At 64.1% G+C, this 25,826-nt stretch carries 20 protein-coding genes, 2 tRNA genes and 1 pseudogene; 4 read left to right on the forward strand and 19 right to left on the reverse strand.

Annotated elements, in window-relative coordinates; all coding sequences use genetic code 11:
- Positions 1-17 precede the first annotated feature (17 nt).
- From fliD to FHP91_RS06115, 16 genes are all read right to left on the reverse strand, one after another.
- The gene (gene fliD, locus FHP91_RS06040) at positions 18-1,364 is read right to left on the reverse strand and encodes a flagellar filament capping protein FliD (RefSeq protein ID WP_144308738.1); all 1,347 of its coding nucleotides are present in this window, start codon (positions 1,362-1,364) and stop codon (positions 18-20) included.
- 14 nt (positions 1,365-1,378) lie between these two features.
- Entirely contained in the window at positions 1,379-1,798 is a 420-nt protein-coding gene (locus FHP91_RS06045; protein WP_144308739.1) for a flagellar protein FlaG, read from the reverse strand.
- Between the two features lie 95 nt (positions 1,799-1,893).
- Positions 1,894-2,688, reverse strand: coding sequence for a flagellin N-terminal helical domain-containing protein (locus tag FHP91_RS06050; RefSeq protein WP_144308740.1), 795 nt, complete (start codon positions 2,686-2,688; stop codon positions 1,894-1,896).
- A gap of 58 nt (positions 2,689-2,746) precedes the next feature.
- Positions 2,747-3,541, reverse strand: a complete 795-nt coding sequence (locus tag FHP91_RS06055) for a flagellin N-terminal helical domain-containing protein (protein WP_144308741.1) — start codon at positions 3,539-3,541, stop codon at positions 2,747-2,749.
- Positions 3,542-3,608: 67 nt separating this feature from the next.
- Positions 3,609-4,403, reverse strand: a complete 795-nt coding sequence (locus tag FHP91_RS06060; RefSeq protein WP_144308742.1) for a flagellin N-terminal helical domain-containing protein — start codon at positions 4,401-4,403, stop codon at positions 3,609-3,611.
- A gap of 283 nt (positions 4,404-4,686) precedes the next feature.
- A complete protein-coding gene (locus tag FHP91_RS06065; protein ID WP_144308743.1) occupies positions 4,687-8,436 on the reverse strand; it encodes a glycosyltransferase in 3,750 nt (1,249 codons plus the stop codon).
- A 23-nt stretch (positions 8,437-8,459) separates the two neighbouring features.
- Entirely contained in the window at positions 8,460-9,188 is a 729-nt protein-coding gene (locus FHP91_RS06070) for a cephalosporin hydroxylase family protein (protein ID WP_144308744.1), read from the reverse strand.
- Complete coding sequence (locus FHP91_RS06075) at positions 9,188-10,105, reverse strand: NAD-dependent epimerase/dehydratase family protein (protein ID WP_144308745.1); 918 nt, start codon at positions 10,103-10,105, stop codon at positions 9,188-9,190. The genes FHP91_RS06070 and FHP91_RS06075 overlap by 1 nt, the downstream gene beginning before the upstream one ends.
- Positions 10,102-11,328, reverse strand: coding sequence for a class I SAM-dependent methyltransferase (locus FHP91_RS06080; RefSeq protein ID WP_144308746.1), 1,227 nt, complete (start codon positions 11,326-11,328; stop codon positions 10,102-10,104). The genes FHP91_RS06075 and FHP91_RS06080 overlap by 4 nt, the downstream gene beginning before the upstream one ends.
- Positions 11,325-11,912 (reverse strand): dTDP-4-dehydrorhamnose 3,5-epimerase family protein, encoded by a 588-nt coding sequence (locus FHP91_RS06085; protein WP_144308747.1) that lies wholly within the window; start codon positions 11,910-11,912, stop codon positions 11,325-11,327. Before FHP91_RS06085 ends, FHP91_RS06080 begins: the two co-directional genes overlap by 4 nt.
- Positions 11,909-13,024 carry a CDP-glucose 4,6-dehydratase gene (gene rfbG / locus FHP91_RS06090; RefSeq protein ID WP_144308748.1) on the reverse strand — a complete coding sequence of 372 codons (1,116 nt, stop codon included), beginning with the start codon at positions 13,022-13,024 and terminating at the stop codon, positions 11,909-11,911. The genes FHP91_RS06085 and rfbG overlap by 4 nt, the downstream gene beginning before the upstream one ends.
- Entirely contained in the window at positions 13,012-13,785 is a 774-nt protein-coding gene (gene rfbF / locus FHP91_RS06095; RefSeq protein WP_144308749.1) for a glucose-1-phosphate cytidylyltransferase, read from the reverse strand. Before rfbF ends, rfbG begins: the two co-directional genes overlap by 13 nt.
- A gap of 97 nt (positions 13,786-13,882) precedes the next feature.
- Positions 13,883-14,530, reverse strand: a complete 648-nt coding sequence (locus FHP91_RS06100) for an HAD family hydrolase (protein ID WP_144308750.1) — start codon at positions 14,528-14,530, stop codon at positions 13,883-13,885.
- A 65-nt stretch (positions 14,531-14,595) separates the two neighbouring features.
- Positions 14,596-16,329: a GGDEF domain-containing protein gene (locus FHP91_RS06105; protein ID WP_186301458.1), complete on the reverse strand. Its 1,734-nt coding sequence runs from the start codon at positions 16,327-16,329 to the stop codon at positions 14,596-14,598.
- Between the two features lie 189 nt (positions 16,330-16,518).
- On the reverse strand, positions 16,519-17,160 hold the full coding sequence (locus tag FHP91_RS06110) for a response regulator (protein ID WP_144308752.1): 642 nt from the start codon (positions 17,158-17,160) through the stop codon (positions 16,519-16,521).
- On the reverse strand, positions 17,157-18,641 hold the full coding sequence (locus FHP91_RS06115) for a hybrid sensor histidine kinase/response regulator (RefSeq protein ID WP_222105126.1): 1,485 nt from the start codon (positions 18,639-18,641) through the stop codon (positions 17,157-17,159). Before FHP91_RS06115 ends, FHP91_RS06110 begins: the two co-directional genes overlap by 4 nt.
- A 160-nt stretch (positions 18,642-18,801) precedes the next feature.
- Between FHP91_RS06115 and FHP91_RS06120 the strand changes: the two genes are divergently transcribed.
- Together FHP91_RS06120 and FHP91_RS06125 are read left to right on the forward strand one after the other, a co-directional pair.
- Positions 18,802-18,877, forward strand: a tRNA-Thr gene (locus FHP91_RS06120).
- A gap of 58 nt (positions 18,878-18,935) precedes the next feature.
- A tRNA-Met gene (locus tag FHP91_RS06125) sits at positions 18,936-19,011 on the forward strand.
- 316 nt (positions 19,012-19,327) lie between these two features.
- On the opposite strand, the gene aceF is transcribed toward FHP91_RS06125, so the two are convergent.
- Both aceF and aceE read right to left on the reverse strand, forming a co-directional pair.
- Positions 19,328-20,704: a dihydrolipoyllysine-residue acetyltransferase gene (gene aceF, locus FHP91_RS06130; RefSeq protein ID WP_391527561.1), complete on the reverse strand. Its 1,377-nt coding sequence runs from the start codon at positions 20,702-20,704 to the stop codon at positions 19,328-19,330.
- Positions 20,705-20,714: 10 nt separating this feature from the next.
- On the reverse strand, positions 20,715-23,405 hold the full coding sequence (gene aceE / locus FHP91_RS06135; protein WP_144308755.1) for a pyruvate dehydrogenase (acetyl-transferring), homodimeric type: 2,691 nt from the start codon (positions 23,403-23,405) through the stop codon (positions 20,715-20,717).
- A 303-nt stretch (positions 23,406-23,708) separates the two neighbouring features.
- Here aceE and FHP91_RS06140 point away from each other — a divergent pair, with 303 nt between their 5' ends.
- Positions 23,709-24,170: an Lrp/AsnC family transcriptional regulator gene (locus FHP91_RS06140; RefSeq protein WP_144180236.1), complete on the forward strand. Its 462-nt coding sequence runs from the start codon at positions 23,709-23,711 to the stop codon at positions 24,168-24,170.
- A gap of 372 nt (positions 24,171-24,542) precedes the next feature.
- A complete protein-coding gene (locus tag FHP91_RS06145; RefSeq protein ID WP_186301459.1) occupies positions 24,543-25,508 on the forward strand; it encodes an IS110 family transposase in 966 nt (321 codons plus the stop codon).
- Between the two features lie 98 nt (positions 25,509-25,606).
- Here FHP91_RS06145 and FHP91_RS06150 read toward each other — a convergent pair.
- Positions 25,607-25,826, reverse strand: a pseudogene (locus tag FHP91_RS06150) (dihydrolipoyl dehydrogenase); the annotation flags it as partial.

Genomic DNA, 25,826 nt, shown 5'->3' on the forward strand with positions numbered 1-25,826 from the left:
CCCGATCGTGTTGATTACTACTGGTTCAGGTTGCTCAAGCTGCTCAGTTGCTGTGTGAGGTAAGTGCTTGTGGTGTTGAGGCTGGCCACGAGGGTGTCGAGCGCGGTGAATTGCGCGCGCAAACGCGCTTCGGTGAGATCAAACTGGCGCTCCAGCCGTTCGCGCTGGCTGTCGATGTTTGAAATCGAAGATTCGATGCCGGTGACGCTGTTGTCGATCAGGCCGTCGGACTGGGTGAAGGCGGTGGCCATCGTGTCGATGGCTGTGCCGTAGGCGCCGAGTGTATTGACGACGCCGTCAAAATCGGTGGCGACCGCGTTGTTGAGCTTGGTACTGTCGAGCGTCAGCGTGCCGTCTTGCGCAAAGGAGACGCCGATACTGAACAGGTATTGATAGTCGCTGCCGGCAATGCTGGTGGGCACGGTGCCCATGGTGTCGCGCATGCGGCCGAGCAGCGTGCGGGTGACGGAGTCGCCGTTGAGCGGCTCGCCGACCTTGGTCTCGGCGTTGTAGGCGCTCTTGGTGCCGATGTCGAGGCGCAGGCTGTTGTAGGCGTCGACCATGGCTTTGACCGCGGTTTCGATGCCGGTGCTGTCCCGCGCCACGTCGAGTGTGCTGGACCCGATTGCTTTCGCCGTGACGGTGACGTTGGAGATGGCGCTGGTGACGGTGTTGCTTTGCGAGGTGACCGTTTCGCCTTCGATCGTGATGATCGAGTTGAGCGCCGCCGTCGCGCTCGGGTGTGCGCCATCGAAGGTCGCCAGACCGGTCAGGTTGGGGTCGCCGCCGCTGACCGACAGCGTAAAGGCGTTGTCGGTGCCGGTCTCTTTCGAGGTGAGCACCAGGCGGCTGCCGGCATCGCCAGTAACCACTGTCGCCCGTACGTCGATGCCTGCGTCGTTGATGGCGTTGGCCACATCCTGCAGGCTGTTGCCGCCGCTGGCGAGCACCACGTCCTGGGTGCTGCCGTTGATCGAAAAGCTGAGTGTGCCGGCGCCAAAAGTCGCGCCGCCGGCTTGAATCGCTGAGAAGGACTTTTGCGCTTTGGCTAACTGCACTACATCGATCGCGTAGCTGCCGGTCTTGGCGAAGGTGTCGGCGGTGGCCGAGATTACATCACCATCGCCAACCGTGGCCGCGAACGCCGCCAGTTTGTTGGGGTCGCTCAGTGTCTTGGAGGCGGTTTGCAGCTCAGACAACTTGCTTTTGACCGAGCCCAGCGCCGAAATCTTGGCCGAGTAGGACGATTCTTTTTGGGTCAGCGCGGTCAGCGGACGACGCTCAAGCGCCATCAGCTGACTGACGATGTCATTTGAGTTGAGGCCGGAGCCGATACCCAGTGATGAAATGCTGCCGGTGGCCATGATGTGCCTCCTCGTTACGCTTTTTGCTCGACGAGCAAGCCGGCGCGAATGTCGGCAATGTTGTCGTTGAGCATTTCTGCGATTTTCAGAAACTCTTCCGACGGAATCTGTCGGATCACTTCTTTGGACTCGCGTTCAATGACCTTGATCACCACCGTTCCTGATTTGTCGTTCAGGCTGAAGGTGATGTCACGAGCGATGGCTTGCAGTGACGCCTGGGCTCGCTCGACGGCCTCTTTCAGTTTAGCCGGATCCTGCTCAAGTGCTGCCTTGGCCTGCGCGTCGCGTGCCGCGTTGGCCTTTTCCAGGGCCTGAGTCTGCTGAATCTGCTCGGCTGCATTGGGTTGTCCTGGAGCGGATCCTGCCCGGCCGCCAGACGCGGCTTGCGGTGACACAAACTGTGCAGCGGTAGAGGTGACGGGCTGGATGCTCATGGTGTTCTCCTGATTGCCGGGGCCGGTGGCATCGTTTGCCGTAGCCGGCAGATCCGACCGGCAGGCTTTGCCGGTCGTTCGGCGCTAAACAAGGCTTAACCTTGCAACAAAGACAAAACGCTCTGCGGCACGCTGTTGGCCTGGGCCACCATGGCGGTACCGGATTGCTGAAGAATCTGGGCGCGGGTCAGCGCTGCGGTTTCGGCAGCGAAGTCGGCGTCCATGATGCGGCTGCGTGCGGCGTATTGGTTCTCGCGCGCGGTTTCAAGTTGCTGAATCGTGAATTGCATCCGGCCCATCACACCGCCAATGGTGGCGCGGTTGCTGGCGACGCTGTTCAGCGCGTTGTCAATCGAGGCGATCGCCAGTGCGGCTGCGGCACTCGTGCTGACCGCGCCACCAATTGAGGCCACGCTGGTGAAAGTGGCCGACATGCTGTCGGCGGCGCCTGCGCCAATCTGGAAGGTGAAAGTACCGAAGACCGACTGGTTATTGAGTTTGGCGGCACCTTGCAGGCGGCCGAGTTCAGTATCGAGCTGCGAAAATTCTGCATTCAGATAGCCGCGCTCGGTGTCGGAAATGGTGCCGTTGAGCGATTGCACCGCCAGTTCTCGCATACGTTGCAGGATGTCCGCCGATGTGCCGAGAGCGCCATCGGCGGTTTGGGAAAAGGAGATGCCATCCGAAGCGTTGCGCATGGCAACGGTCAAACCACGTGCGTCTGCCTCCATCCGTTGAGCCACCGCCAGACCGGCAGCATCGTCGCGGGCGCTATTGACGCGCAGGCCGGACGAGAGCCGTTGGAGCGATGTGGCCAGACCTTCCTGGCTACGGTTGAGGTTGCGCTGAGCATTCAGCGAGTAGACGTTTGTGTTGATGACTTGCGGCATGACGGCCTCCTTTTGGCGTCCGGCCTTTGCTCAGCCGGACGATCCCAAATTGGTTGGATTAGCCACGTAGCAGCGACAACACGTTCTGCGGGACGCTATTCGCTTGCGCTACCATCGCGGTACCCGACTGTTGCAAAATCTGTGCCCGCGTGAGGTTGGCGGTTTCAGAGGCGAAGTCTGCATCCATGATCCGGCTACGTGCAGCGTATTGATTCTCACGTGCCGTTTCGAGCTGCTGGATGGTGAATTGCATCCGGCCCATCACACCGCCGATGGTGGCGCGGTTGCTGGCGATGCTGTTCAGCGCATTGTCGATCGCGGAGATGGCGGCGGACGCGGTGGCCGAGGTGCCCACGCCACCACCGACGGCAGCAACGCTGGCAAAGTTGGCCGCCATGCTGTCGGCCGCTGCCGCGCCAATCTGGAAGGTGAAGGCGCCAAACGCCGATTGGTTATTGAGTTTTGCCGCACCTTGGAGGCGAGCCAGCTCGGCATCCAGTTGGCCGAATTCGGCGTTGAGGTAGCCGCGCTCGGTGTCGGAGATGGTGCCGTTGAGCGACTGGACGGCCAGTTCGCGCATCCGCTGCAGCATGTCGGCGGATGTTGACAATGCGCCGTCAGCCGTCTGTGCAAAGGAGATGCCGTCGGAGGCGTTACGCATTGCCACGGTCAGGCCGCGGGCATCGGCTTCCATGCGTTGAGCCACGGCCAGGCCGGCGGCGTCGTCACGGGCACTGTTGATGCGCAGGCCGGAAGACAGACGCTGGAGGGAGGTGGCGAGGCCTTCCTGGCTGCGATTGAGGTTACGTTGAGCGTTCAACGAATAGACGTTGGTGTTGATGACTTGTGCCATGACGATCTCCTTGGCGATCGATGTTGCTGGGGCTGAGCCGAATGGCTCAGCCCGTCGATAGATGTTGTTAGCCGCGCAGCAGCGAGAGCACGTTTTGCGGCACGCTGTTGGCCTGGGCCACCATCGCGGTACCCGACTGCTGCAGAATCTGCGCGCGGGTCAGACTGGCCGTTTCCATCGCGAAGTCTGCATCCATGATCCGGCTCCGTGCGGCGTATTGGTTCTCACGCGCTGTTTCGAGTTGCTGAATGGTGAATTGCATCCGGCCCATCACGCCGCCGACGGTGGCGCGGTTACTGGCGACGCTGTTGAGTGCGTTGTCGATTGAGGCAATGGCCAGTGCCGCCGCTGCGGCGGTACTGACCGCGCCGCCGATGGAGGCCACGCTGGTAAAGGTGGCGGCCATGCTGTCGGCCGCTGCTGCGCCGATCTGGAAAGTAAAGGCGCCGAATGCCGACTGGTTGTTGAGTTTGGCTGCGCCTTGCAGACGACCCAGCTCGGCATCCAGTTGGCCAAATTCGGCGTTGAGGTAGCCGCGTTCGGTGTCGGAGATGGTGCCGTTGAGCGACTGGACGGCCAGTTCGCGCATCCGTTGCAGCATGTCGGCGGACGTTGCCAGAGCGCCGTCAGCGGTCTGGGCGAATGAGATACCATCAGAGGCGTTACGCATGGCGACAGTCAGGCCGCGGGCATCGGCTTCCATGCGCTGAGCGACGGCGAGGCCGGCGGCGTCGTCACGGGCGCTGTTGATGCGCAGGCCGGAGGACAGGCGCTGCAGCGACGTGGCCAAGCCTTCCTGGCTGCGGTTAAGGTTCCGCTGGGCATTCAGCGAGTACACGTTGGTGTTGATAACTTGTGCCATGGTAAATCTCCTGATTCAACTGGTTCAGCTCTGGTCTGACTGAGGATCTGTTTGGCATTGATGTGCCAGTCCCCATGGCCCTACCTACGGCGACGCAGTAAAAAACTGAAGACTGATTTTTTATTTGGCGATAGGCGTCAATCGCCCTGCCGCAAAGGATTTCGGCGCCGCGCCCTTGAGGGACGTCGGCGCCGAATGCTGCGGTGCGGTGGCAATGCCGGGCGACTTTGCCTAAAAGGAAGAAGGGGATTGCATGGTCTGCATCCCCCGTGTTCGCTTGGTTTTAGGGCAGGTGCTGGGCCAGCCAGTCGTCCACGTGATGCTCAAGAATGTAGTCGGCGAGCACCCAGTCGCGCAGGCGGTCACCGGCTTTCGCGGTGGCGTCAAGGTCGTTTAAGTGTGCGCGAATGGCGTCGACCCACTCGCGGGTGGAATTGTTAACCCGTGTAACAGGCGCGCTGCGGTAGGGCTCGACATCGGTGCACACGACGGGCCAGCCGAGCAGGCCGTAATCCAATAAACGCAAGTTGCTCTTGGCCTCGTTGAACGCATTGATTTCCAATGGCGCGACTGCCAGATCCAGATTCAGGCTGGCGAGTTTTTCCGGATAGTCATCGAAATTCACCCAGTCATGCACCTCTCGGACATAGGGTTTGATGTCCTCCGGGCACATGCCAAAGAAGACCCAGTCGGCCTCCTGGTGGGTTTCGATGATCGCGTCCCGGATCAAGGCCAGATCGCCGGCGTGCTGCATGGCGCCGGCCCAACCGATCCGTGGTTTGGTGCTGACCCGGCGTTGTGATGCGACATGCCCCCAGCGTGCCCATTCGAGCCGGTTGGGAACGACACGGATGTCGTCGATCATGTGCCGGGCGAACTCGGCCAGCGGTTCGGTCGACACAATGAGCCGGTCACACAGACCGATGGCGTTGCGCACCCGGGAGCGGGTGTCGCGCGACCAGTGATCGAACAGATTGCTCTTCTCCGGCACGGCAGTGGCCAGATCGTCCATTGAAGCGACACGCAATAGTTCAGGCGCGTAGGTCTGAAGTTGCTGGAGCAGCTGGATGTGCTGGTTGGAAAAGCCGTGATGGAGAATAAAGCTGCGGGCGCCGTCGAGCCGGACCAAATCGGCCAGGGTTGGAATGCGCCGTTTGCGGGAGTCCGGATAGCTGAAGAAGGCGCCCAGCGCCTTGCCGGCCCGGCGCGCGGCGCGTAGTGGCCCGGTGACGCGATACTCGCCCGCGCCGCTGACCGGGTCGGCGATGATGCGTGGCATGTCGGTCATGGGTAGATGTCGCCAGCCCACCGCACAGCCGGTGTCGATCCGGGTGTCCTGGTGGCCGAGCAGCAAGTTCGGGTTCCAGGCCGGATCGTGACGGATCAGGGGCAGGCAACGGGTGATCAGCTGGCGCTCCTGCTTCAATCGCGCCAGTTCGTTGCTTGCTTGTTCGACCTCGTGCTCGACGATGGCGATGGCCTCGCGCGGCGGTGCGTCGTCATCGTAGTGGGCGACCGTACTCCATGGGGTCCAGACCAGGCGGCCGTGGGCCGCGAGCCTCAGGGTCAGTTCGGCGGTGGGGTAGCTCAAATGCTGTGATTCGTCCATGCCACCAATGGCATTGAAATGTGAGCGCCGCAGCAGGAGCACCGCGCTGTCGAGTACCGAACAATTGACGTCGGTCTGCTGTCGTCCCAGATAGCCGGGATGAAGCATTGTTCGCTCTCCGGTGTCTGGTGAGCCAATAAAGGGCGCGAGACCTACAACGCTGCCGGTGAAGTCGAGTGCCTGGCTGCCCGGGGTGACCAGCCGTGGCGCAACGGCGGCAACCTCGGGGCGTTGGCCGTGGTTGAGCAGTCGGGACAGCCAGTTGCCGTTCAGCACTTGTACATCGTTATGCATCAGCACGACGAATTCGGCTTCGCTGGCCGAAACGGCGGTGTTGAACAGTCGGCAGATATTCCATTCGCCGTCGATGTCCATGCGCCTCAGGCGGTCGGGGTGCGTGGCGATCTGGGTGGCCAGCCAGGCGAGCATGTCCGGGTCGTCCGAGGCGTTGTTGACCAGCGTGATGCGGGCTTCGGCGTAGTCTGTCTTGTCTAGCAGGCTCTCGAGCAAGGGCGACAGGTACTCGAGGTGATTGCGGAAGGGAATGATGATGTCGACCGAGGGCGTCGTGCTGTGCTGGTATTCGATGCGCCAGGTGGCGTGAAGATGGCCGGGGCGGACCCGTCCCGATACCTCGCGCCGTGCCAGATGGGCCTGCACCGCGGCCATCGCGTCGCCGTCGGAAATGAGCACATGCGGCGAGACCGGCAGGCTCAGCAGGGGGTCGGGAATGTGGCCGATGGCCGGGGCGCCGATCTGGTCGAGGACGCGCAGCGTCAGGTCGTAGAAATGCGCGCCCGGCAGTTCGCTGCATCCCCCGGCGGCGGCGTACGCCGTGCGACGCATCCACAGTGGGCCGACGTAATCGGTTGCGGTGAGCATGTCGGGGAGCATGTCTGGCTTGAAGCGCGGTTCGACCCGGTCGTCACCGTGTCGGCTGACGTCGTCATCGCAGTAGCACGCGCCGATGGAGGTGTTGGTGGCGAACTCATGCGCGATCCGCCACAGACAGAACGGGTCGAGGCGGCTGCCCGGGGGCAGGAGGGCGACGACGTCGCAGCCGTTTTCGGCAACGGCCGCATCGCTGATCGCTTTGACGTCTCGGTGCGTCGGGGCGATCCGCCATTCGATATTGGCAACGTCTTCGATCGCGGGATCGGGGCAGGGCGTGGGTGCCAGTACGGTCAGGGTCCACAGCGGGTACGGTTGTTGGGCGACGCTGTCGAGAGTGTCGGCGAGCAGACCATAGTCGGCGGCGACTGCGTGCACCAGGAGGTGAATGCGCGGTTCCTGTGGCCAGTGGCGCATGACGCGCTGGAGCAGAGTGTGATCGGTCTCGAGATAGTTGCGCGCGTTCAGAAAGCTCTCGTAGTCGCGATTCATGGCGCCAGACTGACTGTCTGGTGTCTGGCCAAGGAGGTTCAGCGCCTGGGTGCCGGTCTTTTCGGCGGCCATGCGCGCGAGCATGGCGTTGGCGTCATGCAAGGTGTCGCTCAAGCCGGCGGCGCGGCCGCTGCAGGCGCGAATCGCCATGGCGGTGACCACGATGAGATCGTCACGGGCGCCGTCGACGTACTCCTTGAAGATCGGTATGGCCTCCTTGCTGCCGAGGCTGTTGACGATGTCGGTGAGCTTGGCGCCGGTGAGTAGCTGCATCTGTCGCGCCTTGGCGAGCAGGCGCAGCGACATCGGCCATTGGTCGGACTGGAAGACGAGATCGAGCAGGTGGATGTGGTCGAAGGCGCTGCGGCCGGTGGCATGCAGGGCGAAGGACTCATTGGCACCGTGCATGCGCAGGCGGCAGATGTTTTCGTTAACGTAATAGGCCGGCCCGACGGCGGCCAGGCGCATCCACAGATACAGGTCGCCGAGCATGGGCAGGAACAGCGGATAGGCACCGCCCACCTTTTCACACATGCTGCGACGGAACACCCCGAAGGACAGCGGGATGTAGTTCTGGATGATGAGCGAGGCCATGTCCTCGACCACGCCGCTGCGATCATGCGGAATCCAGGTCATTGGCTGTTCGGGGGCGTCCCGCCCGCCATGCGTGGTGTGCCAGCCGGTGTAGGCGTAGCTGCACTCGGGGTAGGCGTCGAGTCCGTTGCAGGTGGCCTCGAGAAAGGTCGGGCCCCACAGGTCGTCCGCCGGCAGGATCACCACGTACTCTGCTGCCGTCAGCTCGTAGCCGCGCTTCATGTTGCCGACCGCGCCGAGATTGGTGTCGTTGCGGTGATAGCGGATGCGGCTGTCCTGCGCCATCCACCGCGCGGCGACCTCGGGGGTGTCGTCGGTCGAGGCGTTGTCCATCACCAGCACCTGGTAGTCGCCCCGGGTCTGCGCGGCGATGGCCGCCAGACATTCGTCGAGGAAGTGGGCGTAGTTGTAGCAGGGGATGATGATGTCGATGCGGTGCTCGGCCATGAGGGCGTCCTTGAATGAGCGGGTCAGGCGCGACGGCGCAGATAGCCGTGCGGCGCGACGGAGACGGCCAGTTTGGCGTCCATGGCGTGGTCGATTTCGAATTCGGGGTGCGTCTTGAGCCAGGCGTGCACGGCGGTTTTCGGGTTGTCGCCGGGCGCCCAGGGCCGGTCGCCGAACAGCGACGCCGGCATGTCTTCGACCACAGTGTCCATCACCACGCAGTAGCTGCCCGGCGAGGTGAGCGGGGCGTAGCGTTCGAGTTCGCCGAGCACGTGCTCATGGGTGTGGTTGGAGTCGAGCACCACCATCACCTTCTTGCCTTCGGCCGCGGCTGCGGCCTGGGCGACGATGGCGGCATCCAGGCTGGAGCCTTCGATCATGCGGATGCGGCGGGCCATGGGGTGCGATTCGATGGCCTCGCGATTGTGGGCGCGGATGTCGATGTCGATGCCCAGCACTTCGCCGCGTCCGAGCATCTGCATCATCGAGGCGTAGAAGATCAGCGAACCGCCGCGGGCGATGCCGGTCTCGATCACCAGCTCGGGCTGAATGCGCCACATCAGCTCCTGCATGGCGAGGATGTCGGTCGGGTACTGGATGATCGGCCGCCCCATCCACTCGAAGTGGTAGGAATAGCGCAACTGCTGGGCGCGGTCCATCCAGGCGCGGGACAGCTGCCGGAATTCGGCGTCGTCCGCCTGGGCCTGGATTTCTTTCGCGCAGTCGGCGGCGAACTGTTGGTGGTCGTCCATTACGAACTCCTGTGGTGCTGGCGCGGCTGGCGCCAGTCGGCAAGCGTGTGAATGAGGCCGTCTTCAAGCGTGACCGTTGGTTGCCAGCCAGTCGCGCGCAGCCGGGTGATGTCGCCGACGAGCAGGGGCGGATCGTCGGCGGGCACGGCGATGGCGCCGAAGTCGGGGGTGCCGGTCCAATGCATCAGCCGCGCCAGGGTGAGCACGAGGTGGCGCAGCTGCACCGGGATGCCCGAGGCGATGTTGAACACCCCGTCGTCGGCCACGTCGAGCAGGTGCGCGAAGGCCGCCGCGACATCATCCACATGCAGAAAATCGCGATATTGCTGGCCATGGCTGCAGCGAACCGGCTCACCGGCGTCCATCGCCCGCATCACCGAGGGGATCAGCCGGCCGGCTGCCTCGCCCGGGCCGTAGGGGAAGAACACCCGCGCCCAGGCCAGTTGCGTGTCAGTGCCGGCCAGCAGGTGGCGGGCCAGGTGGTGGGTGGCGAGCTTGGCTTCGCCGTAGAGGCTGCGCGGGGCACAGGGGGTGACGTCCTCCCGGCAGAAGCCGTGGCTCCAGTCGTATTCGGCACAGGTGCCGGAGACGACGGCGCGCTTGCCCCCATTCTCGGCGAAGGCTCGCAGCAGCGACAGGCTGGCGCTCATCCAATCCAGATTGTCCGGTGCTTGCCAGAAGCGGCCGTGTTCGGTGTTCCAGGCCAGATGCAGCAGGTGGGTGGGGCGCAGGTGGCCGAGCAGTTGGGCGGTGGCGTCGGTGTCGAACAGATCGGCGGTGTGCCAGGAGGCCAACGCGCTATCGGTGTCCTGCGGCTGCCGGCTGACGGCGCTGACCCGCCATCCGCGTGCGGCCAGCAGCGGCAGCACCGCGCGGCCGATGAAGCCGTTTGCGCCGGTGACCAGCACATGCTTCATGCGTGCACCGCCAGGTCGGGGATGGCGGTGACGAAGCGCGCGCCCCACTGGCGGGCTTCGGCCATCTGGCCAATGACCTCATCGCGCAGGTTCCAGGGCAGGATCACGATCCACGCCGGCTGGTCGGCGATCAGGTGCTCGGGTGACACGATGGGGATGCGGCTGCCGGGCAGAAACTTGCCCTGCTTGGCGGGGTTGCGGTCGACGACGTAGGCCAGCAGGTCGGCGCGGATGCCGGCGAAGTTGATCAGCGTATTGCCCTTGGCGGCCGCCCCGTAGGCGGCGACCCGCTCGCCACGCGCCTTGCACTCGAGCAAGAAGCCGACAAAGGCGTTCTTGATGGCCTCGGCGCGCGCCTGGAAGCTGTGATAGGTGTCGCGCTGCGTGAGTCCGGCCTGCGTCTCGCGCGCCAACATCGCCGCGACCGCGGGCGACACTTCGTGTGGCCCACCAGTGCGTTGCGCAAAGACCCGCAGGCTGCCGCCATGCGTGGGCCATTCCTCGACATCGAACACCTGCAGGCCATTGGCCTTGAAGATGCGCGCCACGGCGGTCAGCGACAGATAGGAAAAGTGTTCGTGATAGATGGTGTCGAACTGGCAGTGTTCGAGCAGCTTGAGCAGGTGCGGAAACTCGAAGGTGGCGACGCCGGCTGGTGTGAGCAGCCGGGCAAAGCCGGCCACGAAGTCGTTGATGTCGGGCACATGGGCAAGCACATTGTTGGCCGCGATCAGGTCCGCCTGCCGGCCTGCCGTTGCCAGTTCATTCGCCAGAGCGGTGCCAAAGAAGCGCTCGATGCTCTCGATGCCCTTGGCGCGCGCGGCGGCAGCGGTGCTGGCGGTGGGCTCGATGCCGTAGCAGGGGATGCCGGCGGCCTGCACGTATTGGAGCAGGTAGCCGTCGTTGGAGGCGATTTCGACGACGCGATGCGCTGCGCTGAGGCCGAAGCGTTCGATCATCGTCGTGACATAGGCTTGCGCGTGCTTCAGCCAGGCGTCCGAGAAGCTGCTGAAGTAGGCGTAGTCGGCGTCGAACAGCTGGTCGGCCTGGGTGAAGTCTTCGGTCTGCACCAGCCAGCAGTGCTCGCAGACCAGCACGCGCAGCGGATACCAGCGCTCGGGGCTGTCGAGCTGGTCGGTGCGCAGATAGGCGTTCGACGGGGGCGAGGTGGCCAGGTCAACCAGCGATAGCTGAAGCGGACTTTGGCAGTGGCGGCATTTCATGCGCTCAGACCTGTGAAATCCGGGTGAATGTGGGGCAGCGCGAGATCGCGCTCGGAGCGCTCGGCGATGGGCAGCGGCCAGTCGATCGCGAGTTGCGGGTCGAGTGCGTCGATACCGTCTTCGGCCTCGGGTGTGTAGGCGGCGGTGTGCAGGTAGAGCAACTCGGTGTCGTCGCTGAGTGTTTGCAGACCGTGGGCGAAACCGGCTGGGATGAGCAGGCCGGTGAGGTTGTCCCGCGACAGCACGTCGGCATGCCACTGGAGGAAGGTTGGCGAGCCGGCGCGCAGATCGACCGCGACGTCAAACACCGCGCCGCGCAGGCACTGCACGAACTTGACCTCGGCGTGCGGAGGGTGCTGGAAGTGCAGGCCACGAACCGTGCCGGCGGCGTAGGTGCGGGTCCGGTTGATCTGGGCAATCGCCGCGTCGATGCCGCAGGCAGTAAACAGACTGCTGCAATACAGGCGCTCAAGCGCGCCGCGCGCATCTTCCAGCGGAAAGCGCTGGACCCGTTTGAGCCCGGCCAGCGGCGTGTCTTCGACCAGAAAGCGCCCGTTGGCGACGCGACCGTCGGGGCCGGTCATGCGGGTCTTCCGAGTGTGGCGATGGCCGCTTCCTGCGCGGCGATCTGCGCCAGGCACAGTGCCGCGGCATCGGCGCCGTGCCGGACCTCGCGATACCACTGCGCGGTGCGCTCGAGGGCGTCGGGCAGCGGGCAGACCGGCTGCCAGCCGAGGCGAGCGCGGGCCTGGGTGCAGTCGAGGCGAAGTTGTTCGGCTTCATGCAGCACCGCACCCGTCGGCGTGTCGGTGTGCCAGCGGGCGGTGTCGCCCCAGTGACGGCACAGTGCGTCGGCAACCTTGGCCACCGGCAGGGCGTCGCGATTGTCGGGGCCGAAGTTCCAGCCGGTGGCATCGGCCGGATCGTGCTGCAGCAGGCGCGCGGTCAGCAGCAGATAGCCCCACAGCGGTTCAAGCACATGCTGCCAGGGGCGCACGGCGGCAGGATTGCGGATGAGCGCTGACTGGTCTTGCGCGAAGGCGCGGATCATGTCGGGGATGAGTCGGTCTTCGGCCCAGTCGCCGCCGCCGATGACATTGCCGGCGCGGGCCGAGGCCACCGCCACGCCGTGTTCGGCGATCCGCTCGGGCGGGAAAAAGCTTGCCCGCCAGCTCTCGACGACCAGCTCGGTGCAGCCCTTGCTGGCGCTATACGGGTCGGTGCCGCCCATGGCGTCGGTTTCGCGAAACCCGTCGGGCGGCAATTTGCCGGGGCGGTTGTCGTAGCATTTGTCGCTGCTGACCACGAGCACGGCGCGGGCTGAGTCGACCGTGCGAACGGCGTCGAGCAGGTGTGCCGTGCCCATGACATTGGTGGCGAAGGTGGCGACCGGTTCGCGGTAGGACAGGCGCACCAGCGGCTGGGCGGCCAGGTGCAGTACGATGTCGGGCCGGGCGCGAACCAAGGCCCTGTGCAGGGCGTCGGCATCGCGGATGTCGCCGACGGTCGAGTCAAGGTGATCGCCGACCTTGGCCAGCGTGAACAGGTTGGGGGTGGTGTCTGGCGCCAGCGCGTAGCCGTACACCTCGGCGCCGAGGTGCTTGAGCCACAGGCTCAGCCAGCCGCCCTTGAAGCCGGTGTGGCCGGTCAGGAAGACCCGCCGGCCAGCGAAGGCTTTGCGGATCAACCCCAGCATTTCCAGGGTGCCTTGCCTGAGGCCCAGAGTGTTTCGAGCAGGTTCTTTTCGCGTAGCGTGTCCATCGGCTGCCAGAAGCCGCTGTGGCGGAAGGCGCGCAGCTCGTCGCGGCGGATGAGCTCCGCCACCGGTTCGTTCTCCCAGGTGGTGGCGTCGTCGGCGATGGTGTCGATGACCTTGGGTGAGAGAACGAAAAAGCCGCCATTGATCAGGTTGCCGTCGCCGGCGGGTTTCTCCTTGAAGCCGCTGACGGTGTCGCCGTCGAGCGCCAGCGTGCCGAAGCGCCCCGGTGGTGCGACGGCGGTGACCGTCGCGAGCTTGCCGTGCGCCTTGTGGTGACGGGCGAGGGCCGTGAGATCGACATTGCCGAGGCCGTCGCCGTAGGTGAAGAAGAAGGCCTCTTCGTCTTCAAGATAGCGCCGCACCCGGGCCAGGCGACCGCCGGTCATGGTGTGCTCGCCAGTGTCGACCAGGGTGACGCGCCAGGGCTCGGTGTGCTGTTCGTGCACTTCCATGCGGTTGTCGCGCATGTCGAAGGTGACGTCGGAAGTGTGCAGGAAGTAGTTGGCGAAGTATTCCTTCACCACATAGCCCTTGTAGCCGAGGCAGATGATGAACTCGGTGACGCCGTGGCAGGTGAAGATCTTCATCAGATGCCACAGGATCGGCCGGCCGCCAATGTCGACCATCGGTTTGGGCTTGAGATGGGTTTCTTCGGCCAGTCGGCTGCCCAGCCCGCCGGCGAGGATGACTGCTTTCATACGCGCGTGCCTGTGGAATGTTGGGACTATGGTAGCTGCATCGGCCGCCGACGATGGTCAAAACAGGCGGTGGTTTCCCCCCTTTTTCGGGTTTGGGTCAGTCGACCAGCAGATGTGCGGACGGCGTTGGCAGGTGCGTCCAGCCGGCGCGCAGTGCATCGGGCGTGATCGCGCCGTAGCCCCAAGTGGCGGCAAAGAAGGGCAGCGCGTTGGCGCTGGCCGATTCGCCGTCTTCGAGGCGGTCGCCGACATAGGCGGCGGTGTCGGTGGAGATGGTCAGGTCGGACAACAGGCGAGCGATCATGGCGGCCTTGTTGGGGAGTCGTGGGGTGACCATGTCGAGCGCGTAGATAGCGTCGAAATACGCGCGCCAGCCGAGCAGGTCGAGAATCTTGAGGGTGGGCGCGAGGCGTTTGTTGGTGGCGATGTGCAGGGTGATGCCCTGGCTGTGAAGACTGGCGAGCATGTCGCCGACGCCGTCGTAGGCGGTGGTTTGCTTGAGCCCTTCGCCGTCGTAAGCGGCCTTGAAGTGCTCGGTGAGTGTAGCGATGGTGTCGGCGTTGTCGCTCCCGCTGAGCAGTTGCAGGGTTTCCGTGAGCGGTGGGCCGATGATGTCTGCCGTGATGGGTCGGATCGGCGTTTTGCCGGCGGCGTCAAAGGCGGCCTGAAAACTGGCGAGAATGGCTGGGGCGGAGTCGATCAGCGTGCCGTCGAGATCGAAAATGATGTGGGCGTAACGAGGCATGGGCGAGGTGGTCGCGGGGGGTGGTCGGGCCGCCATTTTGGCACGCGCGGCGGGTGTGCGCGGCTTCAGGCGACCATGACGCGATTCTTGCCGGCGCGCTTGGCGCGATACATGGCCTTGTCGGCGCGGTCGATGGCGGTCGCGGCGGCTTCGTCGGCTTCAAGGCGGGCCACGCCGGCGCTAAAGGTGATCAGCAGTTTTTGTCCTTCGGCCAGGAAGTAGCGGGTGGTCAGGGCGCGCTGTAGCCGCGTGACGGCGGCGACGGCGTGTTCGACGTCGGTGTCGGGCAGGATGACCACAAACTCTTCGCCGCCGTAGCGCCCGAGGCTGTCTTGCGGGCGAAGATTGCCGCGAATGACCTCAGCGAGGTGCTGAAGCGCGGCGTCCCCGGCGTGGTGGCCGTGGGTGTCGTTGATGCGCTTGAAGTTATCGACGTCGAGCAGGCCGACACAGAGCGGAACATCGCGGCGCCGTGCTCGGGAGATTTCGCGCTCCAGGGCTTCGTCGAGCCCCTTGCGGTTGAGTGCGCCGGTGAGCGGGTCGTGGCGTACGAGTTCGCTGGTGTGATGTAGCTCGTTCTGGAGTTTGCCGATCTCGACGTTGGCTTGTTCGACTTGTTGTTGCAGTGAGGTGAGGTCGTCGCGGGAGCGGCGGGCGTCTTCTTGGGCAACGCGGGTTTCGCGCAGCATGTCCTCGACGACGTTGCTGAGTTCGCTGATGTCTTTGGCTTCGGCAATGCGAATCGAGGAGCGCTCGAGGTTGTCATGGAAGCTGCCGGCGGATTCGCTCATGTCGGCGAGTCGGTCGACGAAGCCGGCAAGCATCTGTTTGAGGCGAAACTGCGCGTCGGTCAGTTCTTGCTTGAGGCGGCCTTGCTGGTCGATGACGTCGCGCAGGCGGCGCTCGACTTCATCAAGGATTCGGATGTCCAGCGGTTGCGCAAAGGCTTCGCTGACCACGCTGAGCTGCCCGGTGAGCCATTTGTCGTCGATGACGAGCTTGCTGATGTTGTCGATCAACAACTGCACTAAAGCAATGAGCGCCCGCCGGATGCCGGATAGGTCTTCTCCACTCCATTCGAGTTTGAGGATGAGCTCATGCAGATCTGTCAGCAGGGCGGGTTGTGCGCTGTGGTCGGGCCACGGGTTGAGCCGTGCGCCGAAGTGGGTGACGCAGGTTTGAAGTTCGGGGGCGTCAGCCAAGAGTGCGCCGACGCCTCGTCGCATGAGTTCATCGAGCGCGCCCGACACTTCCGGCGGGATGCCGGCGTGCACCACTGTGCTGCTCGGCAGCGATGCCGGCCCGGGCGCCGGTGCAGGTGCAGTGTCGGGGATTTGGTCTGCCGGTTCGGCGGGCTTAATGCCCGCGGTGTCGTCATCGCTGGCGCTTGATGACCAGTGTTTGATCAGATTGCTAAGGCGACTGTGAAGAATCGGTGCGGCGGTGCTTGAGGCATCCAGCACATGCTTGAGCGATTCTTTTTTGCGTGCTTTGGTGAACGCGGCGTGGTGTCGGTCCATGTGATCGATGATCTGCTGTATCAGCGGCGCCCAAGGCACATCCGGTGCGCCGGTGGCCTCCGAAACTTCGCGCAGAGCGGCACGAACGGCGGGCCAGGACTGGCTGCTGATGGCTTCGTCGAAGCGTCGGGCAAAGCGTTGTTGAGCAGGGGAGGTCTTTGGCAGTTCGGACGCAATGCCGCGAAAAGCCTCATCAGGAAATCCGTCGATGCTTTTGGTGCCGGCAATGCGGTGGTAGTAGGCGCGGTAGTTGTCGGGCGTTGGTGCGACGCGGTCCATAGCGAGTCGTTTGAGGGACTCACGTGCAATTTCGGAGGGAGTGGAAAAATCCGCCATGAGTGCGATTGCGCCTTTGAAATGAAGTGCCGACGGTACAGGTCTACATCGGATTCAAGCAGGACATCTTTAGCGTTTCTGGCGCGGCCAGCCCGGCGCGCAGTGTCAGAATGTGTGCCCGCGGCGCGCCGATTATTCGACCAGGCCGAACTTCAGTCCGTAGTGGGTGAGTTCGGCATTGTTCCGCAAGCGCATCTTCTCCAGTAGGCGTGCCCGGTAAACGCTGATGGTTTTGACGCTGAGATTCAGTTCGTCGGCAATCTGGGTCAGTGTCTTGCCCGAGGCGATCATGCACAGGGTCTGGTATTCGCGATCAGAGAGTTTCTCGTGCAGCGGGCGGTCGGTGTCTTCGCCGATCGCGTCGGCCAGTTCCATGGCGAGTGAGGCGCTCACATATTTTTTGCCGCTGGCCACCTGCCGAATGGCCGTCACGAGTTGTTCGGGTGCGCTCTGCTTGGTCAGATAGCCCGCCGCGCCGGCCTTGAGGGCGCGAATGGCGTATTGCTCTTCCGGATACATGCTGAGAATCAGCACGGGCAGCTTGGGTTGCTCTTTGCGGATCAGCTTCAGTGCGTCGATGCCATTGCGGTCGGGCATGGAGACGTCCATCAGCACCACATCCCACTGACCGTCCCGGCTCAGTTGCAGGGCTTCGACGCCGTTGCAGGCTTCGCCGGCGACTTCCATGTCTTCGATGCCCGACAGGATCTGGCGCAGTCCCTGACGGACGATGGCGTGGTCATCGGCAATCATGACGCGGATGCGTTTGCTCATGAAGAAAGTTCCTGGTCCGAAGACACGGTGGATATGTCCGAGAGGGGCAGGACGACTTGCAAACGCGTCCCCTTAGGCATTCTGCGCGAAAAATCGACACAACCTCCCAGGCTGGTGACCCGCTCACGAACGCCTCGCAGCCCGAAAGAATGTGGCTTGGCCAGATCCGTGTCCGCGAGGCCAATGCCATCGTCGCCGACCTCAAGGCTGACGCCGTCTCCCGTGTGGACTAGGCGGATTTCAACATGCTCGGCCTTGGCATGCTTGCTGACGTTGGTCAGCGACTCCTGAAAAATCCGGAACAAGGCGATGGATTCCGCCTCAGGCAGCTCGATGTCATCGTCTGCGCACAACACATGACAACGGATGCCGGTGCGCTTGGAAAAGTCTTCCGCGTGGCTCTCGATCGCCGCGGCAAGCCCGAAATCCTTGAGGATGCCGGGCCGCAGTTCGCGGGTCACCCGGCTGACGGTATCGATGGCTTCATCAATCAGTGCCTCGATGCTTGTTACTTGCGCCAGGCGTTGCTCTGCGGGCGCGTCCAGTCGTGAGGCCATGAGCGATGCCGAGAACTTGAGCGCGACCAGATGACCGCCCAGCACGTCATGCACGTCACGTGCGATTCGCTCGCGCTCCTCCTCTTTGGCGTGTTGCAAGTGGTTTGACAAGGCCTTGAGGTGCGCCTGCGACGCCCTGAGCTCAGCTTCCGTCTGCTTGCTGTGGGTGATGTTCCACATCACACCTTCCCAGATCGCCTCGTGCATGGGGCCATGGCGCACCGAGCCACGCACGTTGATCCATTTGGTGTCCCCTGCGCCCGTCTGGATGCGGCCCTCCCAGTTGAGGCGTCCGCCCGTGTTTGCCGATGAAGCGAGCGCGTCATCCAGGGCTTGGTGGTCGTCGGGGAGCAACATGCGGGAGAAGTGCGCCCCGTCTTCGCAAAGCTGTTGCGCCGACACCCCCAGCAGCATGTCCGTGGCGTCGCTCGCGTAGGCAAAGCTCAACTGGCCACTGGCGTGTCGGGTCATCTGGAAGATCACCCCCGGCGTACTCGCGGCCACTGCCTGAAATCGCGCATCGGCTTCGTGCTGCGCGGCGAGCGCCTGCCGGCTTTGGCGGCGGTTCTCCGCTTCGCGGACCTCACGCTCCACGGCCGGTATCAGGCGTTCGAGTTGATTTTTGGAGAGATAGTCGTGGGCGCCGGCGCGCATGGCGGTAATCGCGGTCTCTTCGCGAATTACCCCAGACACGATGATGAAGGGCACATCCAGCTCAAGTTGCTTGATGATGCCCAAGGCCGCAATGGCGCTGAAGCCCGGCAGATCGTGATCGCTGATCACCACATCCCAGTTGCGTGACCGTAGCGCCGCCTCGGTTTGATCCGGCGTATCGACCCGCAGAACGTCAAGCGTGTATCCGCTGCTGCGGAAGCGATGGACCAGCAACAGCGCGTCGTCTTCGCTGTCTTCAATAAGGAGCACGCAAAGGCGTGGGCCTCGTGGTGACTCTGCTGGCATCGTTGGATTCCGTGGGAGAGGGCGGCGTTCTTGAAATCAATGTCTCGATTATGCCGCGCGACCGCCTGACGGCCAAATCTGACAATGCCCACGCGCGCCAGCTTGCGCTATAATCCAGCCCCTTGCCGGTTTAGCTCAGTTGGTAGAGCAACCGCCTTGTAAGCGGTAGGTCGCGGGTTCGACTCCTGCAACCGGCACCAGTTATAAAAATTAGCCTTGACGACGCTAATTTATTAGTCTAAAGTCTCGTTTCTCTGACGCGGGGTGGAGCAGTTGGCAGCTCGTCGGGCTCATAACCCGAAGGTCGTAGGTTCAAGTCCTACCCCCGCAACCAAATTTGTACTGAAAACCCAATCACTTCACGGTGGTTGGGTTTTTTGTTTTTGTTCTGCGGTCGGCACCTGGATGAGGTGTTTGGCGATAAGGCGTGTCGCTCGGGTGGAATTTACGGCCCAGCGGTCCGGGGGCTGTCGAGCGTTGGTGCGGCTGCTGAGGACAGGCCTGAGTTAACTCGTCTTGATGACTTGCGCGTGCTGTCGTGTCCGCTGATGTCCCATCCCGGCACGCGTGCAATCCCGTCGATCAACGTGCGCTCGGAGCGCGGCTGACGAGCTGACGGACGATTGCGTCGCGTGCCGGGTGAAATCGACCTATGATCCATCCAGGCTGACACGGCGGAAGTCGCCGAGGATCTGCTGCAGGTAGACCAGAAAGCGCGCGGCCATGACGCCGTCGATGACGCGGTGATCCCAGCTCAGACACAGCGGAAGAATGAGGCGGGGGACGAAAGTCTGGCCGTTCCAGACCGGTTTCATCTGTGAGCGCGTGACGCCGAGGATCGCGACTTCAGGGGCGTTGATGATTGGCGTGAAGCCGGTGCCGCCGATCCCGCCGAGACTCGAAACGGTAAAGCAGCCCCCGCTCATGTCGGCAGGGCCGAGCTTGCCGTCGCGTGCTTTCTTGGCGAGGGCGCCGGCCTCGTCGGCGATGGCATAGAGGTTCTTCTTGTCAGCATCGCGGATCACCGGCACCACCAGCCCGTTGGGCGTGTCGGCGGCGAACGCGATGTGGTAGTACTGCTTGGTGATGAGCTTGTCGCCGTCGATGCTGGTGTTGAACTCGGGGAATTTCTTCAGCGCAGCCACACTGGCCTTGATGAGGAAAGCCAGCAGGGTGAGCTTGGCGGTCGCCGGGTTCTTGGCGTTTTCGGTGTTGATCTGCTGGCGGAAGGCTTCCAGATCGGTGATGTCGGCGTCGTCGAAGTTGGTGACATGGGGAATCACCACCGAGTTGCGCGACAGATTGGCGCCGGAAATCTTCTTGATGCGCGACAAGGGCGCGGTGTCGATCGGACCAAATTTGGCGAAATCGACTTTCGGCCAGGGCAGCAGATCAAGCAGGGTGCCCGGCGCGGCTTGTGCCGCCTTGGCCGGTGTGGCGGCGCCTTGCATGACTGCCTTGATATGCGCGATGACGTCTTCGCGAGTGATGCGACCGTTGCGTCCGCTGGCCTTGACACCGGCCAGATCGACGCCGTGTTCACGGGCGTACTGGCGCACCGAGGGGCTGGCGTGAGTGCGCTTGCCCGAGGCTGGCGGCGCCGAGACGGCTTCCGGCGCGGCCGGCGGCGGGACCGCGGCGGCTGCGACAGGCGTGGGGGCCGGTGCGGCGGGGGCGGGCGTGGCGGCTGGGGCCGGCTCGGCGGGCGCGGGCGCGGTGGCGCTGGCCGCATCGGCGGCTTCGATCCGCGCCAGGGCGCTGCCTTCGGACACGCGGTCGCCGACCTTGACCAGCAGCTCGCGCACTACGCCGGCCTGCGGGCTGGGCACGTCCATGGTGGCTTTGTCGGATTCGAGCGTGACGATGGCGTCGTCGGCGGCGACGGTGTCGCCGACCTGCACCAGCAGCTCGATGACCGGCACATCGTTGTAGTCGCCGATGTCCGGCACGTTCACATCTATCAGTCGGCTCATGTCTCTACCTCGAACAGGGTGGTGAGGGGGGCGCGGGGTGCCCCGCGCCGCCACCAATGTGGTCTCAGGCCAGCGGGCTCGGCTTGTCGGCGTCGATACCCAGTTTCTCGATCAGGCCGTCGAGCGTCTCGCGCGGCAGGCTGCCCTCGGCGACCAGGCTCTGGAGCGCGGCGAGCGTGATGTAGCGTTCATCGACCTCGAAGAAGTCGCGCAGCGCCACGCGGGTGTCCGAGCGGCCGAAGCCGTCGGTGCCGAGCACGGTGAAGCGGCCGGGCACCCAGTTGCGCACCAGGTCGGGGTAGCTGCGCATGAAGTCGGTGGCAGCCACCACCGGGCCCTGTCGGCTCGACAGTTGCTGGGTCACCCACGGGGTGCGCGGCGTCTCGGTCGGGTGCAGCAGATTCCAGCGGTCGCAGTCCAGGCCGTCCTTGCGCAGCTCGGCAAAGCTGGTGGCGCTCCACACGTCGGCGGCCACGCCGAAGTCGGCTTCCAGCCGCGCGGCGGCGGCCTGCACCTGGCGCAGGATGCTGCCGCTGCCGACCAGCTGCACGCGCGGCGCTTTCTTGTCCTTGTTCTCGCTGAGCAGGTAGAGGCCGCGACGGATGCCTTCTTCGGCGCCCACAGGCATGGCCGGCTGCGGATAGTTTTCGTTGTACAGCGTGATGTAGTAGAAGGCGGTTTCGCCGTCGCTCATCATGGCGCGCACACCGTCTTCAATGATTACCGCCACTTCGTAGCCAAAGGCCGGGTCGTAGGCGCGGCAGGTGGGGATCGTGGCCGCGTAGATGTGGCTCTGGCCGTCCTCGTGCTGCAGTCCCTCGCCCGACAGCGTGGTGCGCCCGGCGGTGGCGCCGAGCAGGAAGCCGCGCGCCTGACTGTCGGCAGCGTTCCAGATCAGGTCGGCGACGCGCTGGAAGCCGAACATCGAGTAGAAGATGTAGAAGGGCAGCATCGGCTCGTCGCTGTGCGAGTAGGCGGTGCCGGCGGCGATCCATGAGGCCATCGAGCCGGCCTCGGTGATGCCCTCTTCCAGGATCTGGCCTTTGGTGTCCTCGCGGTAGAAGGCCAGCTGTTCGCTATCCTGCGGGGTGTAGTTCTGGCCCCAGGGCGAGTAGATGCCGTACTGGCGGAACATGTCCTGCATGCCGAAGGTGCGGGCCTCGTCGGCCACCACCGGTACGATACGCGGGCCGAGCTGGCTGTCGCGCATCAGCTTGTTGAGCAGGCGCACGGCGCCCATGGTGGTGGAGATCGAGCGGTCGCCCGAGTCGGCATGGAAGGGCACGTAGATGTCCGGCTGCTTGAGCGGCATCGGGCGCGCCGTGCTGCGCCGGGTCGGCACGTAGCCGCCGAGCGCGGCGCGGCGCTCCTGCAGGTAGCGCACTTCCTCGCTGTCCGGGCCAGGGTGGAAGTAGCGCAGCTCGTCCAGGTCGGTGTCGGTCAACGGCAGCCCAAAGCGCTCGCGGAAGCGCCCGAGGTCTTCGCGCGCCAGCTTCTTGGTCTGGTGCGAGGTGTTGGCGCCCTGGCCGGAGGCGCCCATGCCGTAGCCCTTGGTAGACTGGGCGAGGATCACCGTCGGCTGACCACGATGGGCCACGGCCGCGGCGTAGGCCGCGTAGATCTTGGCCGGATCATGGCCGCCGCGCTTGAGCTGATCGATGTCGTGGTCCGACATATTGGCCACCAGCGCGGCCAGCTCCGGGTAGCGCGAGAAGAAGTGCTCGCGGTTGTAGTGGCCGTCCGTCGCGGCCAGCTTCTGGAACTCGCCGTCGACCGCTTCGGCCATGCGGCGCAGGATCCAGCCTTCGCGGTCGCGCGCAAAGAGCACGTCCCAGTTGCTGCCCCACAGGCACTTGATAACGTTCCAGCCGGCGCCGGCGAAGAGCGTTTCCAGCTCTTGCACCACGTTGCCGTTGCCGCGCACCGGGCCGTCGAGGCGCTGCAGGTTGCAGTTGACCACCAGCACCATGTTGTCGAGCTGCTCGCGCGCGGCGAGCGAGATGCCGGCCAGCGATTCGGGCTCGTCCATTTCGCCATCGCCAACAAAGGCCCACACCCGGCGGTCGCTCGCCGCGCCAATGCCGCGGTTTTCCATGTAGCGCTGGAAGCGCGCCTGGTAGATGGCGCTGATCAGCCCGAGGCCCATCGAGCCGGTGGGGAACTGCCAGAAATCCGGCATCAGCGTGGGGTGCGGGTAGGACGACAGGCCGCGGCCGATGCCGCCCGACACCTCGCGGCGGAAATGCTCGAGTCGGTCTTCGGACAAGCGGCCTTCGAGGAAGGCGCGGGCATACACGCCGGGCGAGGCATGGGCCTGGAAATACACCAGGTCACCCGGATGCGACTCGGTGGCGCCGCGGAAGAAGTGGTTGAAGCCGACTTCAAACAGGTCGGCGATCGAGGCGTAGGTGGCAATGTGTCCGCCCAGTTCGGCATGTGCCTTGTTGGCGCGCGACACCATGGCCAGCGCGTTCCAGCGGTGGATGGCGGTGATGCGCGCCTCCATGTCGAGGTCGCCGGGGTAGGGCGGCTGCGCCTCGACGCCGACGGTGTTGCGATAAGGCGTGGTGTGGCGGGTGTGGAAGCGCCCGCCGGCGCGCCGGCCCGATTCGATCAGCCGGTCGAGCAGGTATTCGCTGCGTGCCAGACCGTCACGCTCGATGACTTCGGCGAGGCTGTCGAGCCAGTCGAGGGTTTCGTCCGGATCGCTGTCGGTGGCCGGATTGAGAATGGGCTGTTGCGAAATCGGTGTCATGGCCCTCGGGCTCCTTGTAAAGACCGCACGCGTGATGAGGCAAGACGCGGTGATGGGGGTTGCAGGTTGCGATTCAGTCTAATGTGCTGATCCGGCGAATCGATTGTCCTAGTTCACTGGGATCGATTTTTTGGACGGAGGCGCCCACGGCCGTCACGCCTGGCCGTCGCACCGCCGGGCGCACAGCAAACTGTAGCGTCAGAGTGCGGTCGATTTGTTGCTAAATGGGCTGAAGAAGTGCTTGAATGAGCAATAAAATCACTCGGGGATAGCGAATTGCGCAACAAAAGAAACGCTGCAGCGATGGACCAGACGGACATCGCACTGCTCAACCGCTTGCAGGCCGATGCCCGAATCACCAACGTCGCCTTGGCCGAGAGCGCCCACCTGTCGCCCGCGCCCTGTCTGCGCCGGGTGCGCGACCTGGAAACATCAGGGGTGATCCGGGGCTACGTGACCCTGCTCGACCCTGAAGCCGTCGGCCTGGATATCTCGATGTTCATTCAGGTGAGCCTCGAAAAGCAGGTCGGCAGTGCGCTGCGCGTGTTCGAGGAGACCATCGACAGCTACCCCGAAGTCATGGAGTGCTACCTCATGACCGGCGACTCGGACTACCTGCTGCGCGTGGTGGCGCCCGACCTGAAAGCCCTGCAGAGCTTCATCGTCGACCGTCTGGCGCGCATCCCGCACGTGTCGAACATCCGCTCGAGCATGACGCTCAAGCAGGTGAAGTACAAAACCGCGTTGCCGATCGAACTGGCCTGAATGGACGCACGCGTAGCCCGGACAAGGCCCGCAGGGCCGCCTCCGGGATTTGTCGGTTGATCGACCACTGCCCCCGGATTCCGCTGCGCTGCATCCGGGCTTGTATGTTATCGGTGCTCCCTTGTTCTCAGCGTGCGGGGGAGCCGAGGTGGAGGGACGATCCGGGCTATCTGCCGTGTTAGCGCACGGACAGACCTCTGTAGTGCTGTCCCCACTTCGTCTGCCCAACGTCGATGAAGAATGCAGCAGGCGTTTGGCCCGGCATGCCGGGCCAAACGCCTGCCGATAGTGAACAAGCCAACGTCCAGGCAGACGCCCCCTCGGCTACTGAGCATTGTACGCGCTGTACTGATGTGCTCAGGAGGAGGCCTCATGGAACGCTCCGCACAACTGAACTTCGGCGTTGACGTTGGCAAGCACGAGCTGGTCATCGCCTCGAGTGTCGATCAGCGCATCACCAAGATCGCCAATCTGCCCGATGCGATTGGGCGCTGGCTCGGAACTTTGCCGGCCGACTGTCGCGTCGGCATGGAAGCGACGGGGATCTATCACCAGCAATTGGCCGATCTGGCCCACGCCGCTGGCCACCAGGTCTATGTCCTCAACCCGCGCGCCGTGGCCGTGTATCTGAAGTCGCTGCGCTCACGCGGCAAGACCGACATTCTCGATGCCCGAGGCATTGCCCGATACGTACAGAACGAGGCGGATGAGCACCCGCTCTATACGCCGCCGAGTGCAACACAGCGCTCCGTCCAGACCCTGTTGCATCGTCGTCATCAGGTGGTCAAACAACGTGCCGCACTGCGCATGAGTTGCCAGTCACTGGATGAGTCGGTACGCGCGCCATTCGCGCCGCTGCTGGTTGCCTTCGATCAGTGCCTGCGGGAAATCGACTCGCAGCTACGCCAACGGGTGCGCGCCGATGAGCAGTTGCTCGCACAGGCCGCCCGCCTGCGATCAATCCCCGGCGTGGGGCCGCTGATCAGCACCGCTTTAGCGCTACGCTTGAGTCGTCATCCGTATCGCAACAGCGATGCGCTGGTCGCCGCCCTGGGCATGGACCCAAGGCCGCACCAGTCGGGAGTGTCAGAAGCTCCGCGACACCTGTCCAAGCAGGGCAACGGTGAAGAGCGCCGACTGATCTACATGGCAGCTGTCAGTGCCTGTCGATGCGCACTGTGGCGCAAACGATTTGATCAACTGATTGCTCGCGGTTTGCCGAGCACTGCGGCTCACTGCATCATCGCCAGAAAGCTGCTGCGCATCGCCTTTGCCATCAATAAGAACTGTCAGCTTTATCGTGCTGAGGTGCTCGGCGACGATTGCCGCGCAACATAGAATCTACGAAATCACCTGAACCCATGAACGAAAAGCGGCGACCCGCAGGCCGCCGTTTCTCTTTGGTGCCGCCCCGGTAGAGGCGGCGCCGTTGTTGCTTACTTCTTCTTGCGTGCCGGCGGCACATCCGTACAACTGCCGTGGGCAATCTCCGCGGCCATGCCGATGCTCTCACCCAGGGTCGGGTGGGGGTGGATGGTCTTGCCGATATCGACGGCATCTGCACCCATCTCGATGGCCAGGCAGACCTCGCCGATCATGTCGCCCGCGGATGGGCCGACGATGGTGCCACCGATCACCCGATGCGTCTCCGCATCA

The organism is Denitromonas halophila (assembly GCF_007625155.1).
GTDB lineage: Bacteria > Pseudomonadota > Gammaproteobacteria > Burkholderiales > Rhodocyclaceae > Nitrogeniibacter > Nitrogeniibacter halophilus.

Bases quoted from the DNA above. Each gene is read 5' to 3' on its own strand.
- fliD (WP_144308738.1), bottom strand. From the start codon at position 1,364: ATGGCCACCGGCAGCATTTCATCACTGGGTATCGGCTCCGGCCTCAAC.
- FHP91_RS06045 (WP_144308739.1), bottom strand. From the start codon at position 1,798: ATGAGCATCCAGCCCGTCACCTCTACCGCTGCACAGTTTGTGTCACCG.
- FHP91_RS06050 (WP_144308740.1), bottom strand. From the start codon at position 2,688: ATGCCGCAAGTCATCAACACAAACGTCTACTCGCTGAATGCTCAGCGC.
- FHP91_RS06055 (WP_144308741.1), bottom strand. From the start codon at position 3,541: ATGGCACAAGTCATCAACACCAACGTCTATTCGTTGAACGCTCAACGT.
- FHP91_RS06060 (WP_144308742.1), bottom strand. From the start codon at position 4,403: ATGGCACAAGTTATCAACACCAACGTGTACTCGCTGAATGCCCAGCGG.
- FHP91_RS06065 (WP_144308743.1), bottom strand. From the start codon at position 8,436: ATGGCCGAGCACCGCATCGACATCATCATCCCCTGCTACAACTACGCC.
- FHP91_RS06070 (WP_144308744.1), bottom strand. From the start codon at position 9,188: ATGGACGACCACCAACAGTTCGCCGCCGACTGCGCGAAAGAAATCCAG.
- FHP91_RS06075 (WP_144308745.1), bottom strand. From the start codon at position 10,105: ATGAAGCATGTGCTGGTCACCGGCGCAAACGGCTTCATCGGCCGCGCG.
- FHP91_RS06080 (WP_144308746.1), bottom strand. From the start codon at position 11,328: ATGAAATGCCGCCACTGCCAAAGTCCGCTTCAGCTATCGCTGGTTGAC.
- FHP91_RS06085 (WP_144308747.1), bottom strand. From the start codon at position 11,912: ATGACCGGCCCCGACGGTCGCGTCGCCAACGGGCGCTTTCTGGTCGAA.
- rfbG (WP_144308748.1), bottom strand. From the start codon at position 13,024: ATGCTGGGGTTGATCCGCAAAGCCTTCGCTGGCCGGCGGGTCTTCCTG.
- rfbF (WP_144308749.1), bottom strand. From the start codon at position 13,785: ATGAAAGCAGTCATCCTCGCCGGCGGGCTGGGCAGCCGACTGGCCGAA.
- FHP91_RS06100 (WP_144308750.1), bottom strand. From the start codon at position 14,530: ATGCCTCGTTACGCCCACATCATTTTCGATCTCGACGGCACGCTGATC.
- FHP91_RS06105 (WP_186301458.1), bottom strand. From the start codon at position 16,329: ATGGACCGCGTCGCACCAACGCCCGACAACTACCGCGCCTACTACCAC.
- FHP91_RS06110 (WP_144308752.1), bottom strand. From the start codon at position 17,160: ATGAGCAAACGCATCCGCGTCATGATTGCCGATGACCACGCCATCGTC.
- aceE (WP_144308755.1), bottom strand. From the start codon at position 23,405: ATGACACCGATTTCGCAACAGCCCATTCTCAATCCGGCCACCGACAGC.
- FHP91_RS06140 (WP_144180236.1), top strand. From the start codon at position 23,709: ATGGACCAGACGGACATCGCACTGCTCAACCGCTTGCAGGCCGATGCC.
- FHP91_RS06145 (WP_186301459.1), top strand. From the start codon at position 24,543: ATGGAACGCTCCGCACAACTGAACTTCGGCGTTGACGTTGGCAAGCAC.